The organism is Microcystis sp. M109S1 (assembly GCF_020247025.1).
Taxonomy (GTDB): Bacteria; Cyanobacteriota; Cyanobacteriia; order Cyanobacteriales; family Microcystaceae; genus Microcystis.
Genome location: NZ_JADBRW010000064.1, coordinates 1 through 3,933, shown reverse-complemented (window position 1 = coordinate 3,933; position 3,933 = coordinate 1). Strand labels below are relative to the sequence as shown.

General features: G+C 44.3%; 6 protein-coding genes. 4 read left to right on the top strand and 2 right to left on the bottom strand.

Annotated elements, in window-relative coordinates; all coding sequences use genetic code 11:
* Window positions 1–244, top strand: a 244-nt coding sequence (locus IM322_RS02905; RefSeq protein WP_287675781.1) for a hypothetical protein, incomplete at its 5' end; no start/stop codon positions are given.
* A gap of 101 nt (window positions 245–345) precedes the next feature.
* Complete coding sequence (locus IM322_RS02900) at window positions 346–1,371, top strand: ABC transporter permease (RefSeq protein WP_286823829.1); 1,026 nt, start codon at window positions 346–348, stop codon at window positions 1,369–1,371.
* Window positions 1,372–1,531: 160 nt separating this feature from the next.
* Here the strand turns inward: IM322_RS02900 and IM322_RS02895 are convergent, their stop codons facing one another.
* Window positions 1,532–2,449 carry a glycosyltransferase family 2 protein gene (locus IM322_RS02895; RefSeq protein ID WP_287675780.1) on the bottom strand — a complete coding sequence of 306 codons (918 nt, stop codon included), beginning with the start codon at window positions 2,447–2,449 and terminating at the stop codon, window positions 1,532–1,534.
* A 264-nt stretch (window positions 2,450–2,713) separates the two neighbouring features.
* On the opposite strand from IM322_RS02895, the gene trpA reads away from it, so the two are divergent.
* Window positions 2,714–3,508, top strand: a complete 795-nt coding sequence (gene trpA / locus IM322_RS02890; RefSeq protein ID WP_193956052.1) for a tryptophan synthase subunit alpha — start codon at window positions 2,714–2,716, stop codon at window positions 3,506–3,508.
* A 38-nt stretch (window positions 3,509–3,546) separates the two neighbouring features.
* On the opposite strand, the gene IM322_RS02885 is transcribed toward trpA, so the two are convergent.
* Window positions 3,547–3,684 carry a hypothetical protein gene (locus IM322_RS02885; protein ID WP_287675777.1) on the bottom strand — a complete coding sequence of 46 codons (138 nt, stop codon included), beginning with the start codon at window positions 3,682–3,684 and terminating at the stop codon, window positions 3,547–3,549.
* A 91-nt stretch (window positions 3,685–3,775) separates the two neighbouring features.
* Here IM322_RS02885 and IM322_RS02880 point away from each other — a divergent pair.
* Window positions 3,776–3,933: helix-turn-helix domain-containing protein (locus IM322_RS02880; protein ID WP_287713090.1), on the top strand; the 158-nt coding region annotated here is incomplete at its 3' end.

Below are 3,933 nucleotides of genomic sequence, written 5' to 3'. Positions count from 1 at the left end.
TTGCTTGGCTTTCAAACTATTGTTTTGTCTAGGTTCCAGCGTCGTTTGTTTCGCTTCGCTTTCGCTTCGCTTCAACCGCGCATTTACCAATGTATCTAACTTCCCTAAGTTTGTCAACCCCTTTTGGCAAAATTTTTTGATATTTTTTCTATCCCTTGCTACGTCAGCCTTTCAGCTTTTAGGGGTTTTGGCTAGTCCCTTGCTCAGAACTGCTGGTGCGGATAACTTAGTTTATTTGTACTAAGTATTTTCCTCAATTTAATTTTTTATTCAGTACCTCTCGATCGCCGGGTCGATTTTGGGGTATGGTTCCTTGAGAATCTATTTTCTGAAAGGAAAGCCCTCATGTCTCGCCGCGCTGCTTTACAATCCTATTTACTGGTGCGTTTACTCCTAGCTCCCTTGATGTTATGGACGATCGTGACGGTGGTTTTTCTGCTGATGCGTGTTGCCCCCGGTGATCCCACGGATGCGATTTTAGGCAACCGCGCCCCTGAAAGTGCCAAAAATGCCCTAAGAGAACAATTAGGACTGAATAAACCCCTATTTTTCCAGTACCTAGACTATATTTTCCACCTAATGCGTCTCAATTTAGGAGACTCTTTAACCAGTAAGGGGGTGACGGTATGGGAGATTATCGCTAAACATTTTCCAGCGACGGTGGAACTAACTTTTTATGGAATGCTAATTGCGGTGATAGTGGGGGTCGGATTGGGAATTATCACCGCTTCCCGTCCGAATACCCCCTTAGATGCTGGGGGACGTTTATTTGGACTGATAACCTATTCCTTGCCGATTTTTTGGGTGGGAATGCTCTTACAGCTAATTTTTGCGGTACAGTTGCGCTGGTTTCCCTTGGGGACTCGTTTTCCTTTGAGTGAGACTCCACCCCAGACAATTACGGGTTTATATACCTTTGATAGTCTGATGACTCTACAACTAGATAAGTTGCCTACAGCTTTGTATTATCTAGCCTTACCTAGTTTTACTCTCGGCATTCTTTTGAGTGGGATTTTTGAACGGATGGTGCGAGTTAATCTGAAACAAACTTTGCAAGCGGACTATGTAGATGCGGCAAAAGCGAGAGGAATACCAGAAAAAACGATTATGATCGCCCATGCGCTGAAAAATGCCCTAATTCCCGTAATTACTGTCTTAGGATTAACTTTTGCGGCTCTTTTAGGGGGTGCAGTCTTGACGGAAGTTACTTTTTCTTGGCCAGGTTTGGGAAATCAGTTATATCGTGCGATTTCTCTGCGGGATTACCCAACAGTGCAGGGATTAATGGCTTTTTTGGCGACAATAGTGGTTTTTGCCAGTATTTTGATCGATCTAATTAATGCTTGCATTGATCCTCGCATCCGTTATTAATCAGGGAGAGGGGTTGGGGGAGAAGGGAGTCAGTCCCGATGCCAAATTAGGTTATACTCCATCTTTATGAGAAAGGCTGTAATAAAAAAATGGCTCAGGATTGCTTTTTATCTCTAGGTTGTTGTTAGGTGATTGCTGACTGATTAATAATGGTTGAATGTTAATCGGCTTTTCCTTTTAGGGAGACGAAATCGGGCCTATGGGAATTACTATTGTCACCATTTTGCGGGGGATGAAAAGGATTTCTCACTTCGGGGGGAGTGGGTAAACCCTGTTTCATTTCCGCCACTTTTAAGAGGATCAAATACTCATAAAAAGCTTGCAAAGTACACCAAGCAAAACCAGCTTTACCATCGAGAATTCCCGCCAAGATAAAATACATATAAAACCAACGAAGCAAGGGACGAAAAGGCAATCGTAGAGATAAATCTTTTAAAGCTCTCCGTCTATCTACTTCGGTTTTACCAAAAAATAATTTTTTCCAACTAACACCACCGTTAGCCAACTGATGTAGGGTTTCTGCCGCTTCATCGGTAGAATAACGATTATGTTTTTCAATCCAGCGACTTAAACCTTTACTACAGGTATAGTGGGGATAGGTTTCTTCTAAAAAAGAGGTTTTTCCTCGACATTCTTCCCTTTCCGTGTGACCATAATCGCTAAACCAGACTTGATCTTTTCTAAATAGACGCATTTGATAACGAGGATACTGGGTGCTGCGACGGATCCAAGTTCCCATAAACATAACTCTTTCGGCCACATAAAAACCAGTAAAATCTTTCTGTTGAGTGGCGCGCAGACATTCTGCGTAGAGTTGGGGTGTCATCCTTTCATCTGCTTCGAGAATATAAACCCAATCGTATTTAGTCTCGATATTTTCTAACATCCAAGTTCTTTGTTTACCATGGCTCTCGAATTGATGCTGAATCACGCGCACTGGATAACGAGAAGCAATCTCTACTGTGTGATCGCTACTGTAGGAGTCAACCACAATCACATCATCGGACAGAAGTGCCGATTCCACACAGGCGGCAATATCAATTTCTTCGTTATGAGTGAGAATGTAAATGGAAAACATAGATATAATGTGGTGTTTGATTATACGAAACCCGATCGGGCAGTAGTCCTATTTTGTACCGGAAAAAGCGGAATAAAAACCCCTATTATACCAGAAATTTTCTTAAAACTGCCAGACTGAGCCTATTCTAACCTCGATCGCCTTTTTGTCAATATCTCTTAAGTATTACTTGAAAAATTCTTTACCTGAGCTTGCGGCGACCGGCGGTGAGCTATTCCCCGCCATGAGATAATAGACGGTGCTTTATGTCTCCAGTAATTTTCGATGACTGCTGTTTCCGAGTGTTTTCGTTCTCTCCGTTCCCAGGGGAATTGTGCCTTAATTCCCTTTATTACTGCCGGTGATCCCGATTTATCTACTACTGCCCAAGCTTTACGCATTTTAGACCGGGCAGGGGCCGATCTGATCGAGTTGGGGGTTCCCTATTCCGATCCTCTTGCGGATGGTCCGGTTATTCAAGCGGCAGCCACGCGCGCTTTAAATCGGGGTGTCAAGTTGGAAGATGTGCTAGAAATCGTCAAAAATGCTCAGGGAGAGGTGAAAGCTCCGATTATTCTCTTTACTTACTATAATCCTATCTATCATCGCGGGATAGATGTCTTTTTAGACCAAATAAAAGCAGCCGGGGTGAGTGGTTTGGTGGTTCCTGATTTACCCCTAGAGGAAGCGGAAAGTCTGCTGCAACCGGCTGCCGCTAAGGGAATTGAAGTGATTTTATTGGTAGCGCCTACCAGTCCCCCGGAACGAATACAAGCGATCGCCAGGCAATCCCAAGGTTTTATTTATCTGGTGAGTGTCACGGGAGTGACGGGAATGCGGAACCAAGTAGCCACCAGAGTGGAGGAATTGCTCGATTCTATCCGTTCTGTCACCGATAAACCCGTGGGGGTAGGATTTGGCATTTCTGACCCGACACAGGCGCTACAGGTGAAAAACTGGGGTGCTGACGCGGTAATTGTGGGCAGTGCCATGGTTAAACGTCTGGCTGATAATTCCCCCAGCGATGGGTTAAAATCCCTCGAAGAATTCTGTCGTAGTTTAAAACAGGCGATTCAGTGAGGGATAAGGAGTTAGTGGATGCGGATTAGATCGAGCGTTCATGTCTTCTCGTTCTGAATTCGTTCAATTTCATCCAGTGCTTTTTTCGCCCGGAATACAGCCCGGAGATAGGCGATCTGGCTCTCCCACGCCGATCGAGGTAGGATCGGTTCGGGACGGTCAATATTCTCGTTCATCGAAAATTTTGGGTCTGAAACCCCGTCGTAGAACGACGGCTTTACCGTTAAATACTAGCGCATTTACCAAATATATGCTAAAATGCTCCCCATGGAAAAAGCCTACTCGTTTCGATTTTACCCCACACCAGAACAAGAGTCGCTATTGCGGCGCACTTTGGGCTGTGTAAGATTAGTTTACAATAAAGCTCTCCACGAACGAACACAAGCTTGGTATGAAAGACAAGAAAGAGTAGCATATACTGAAAC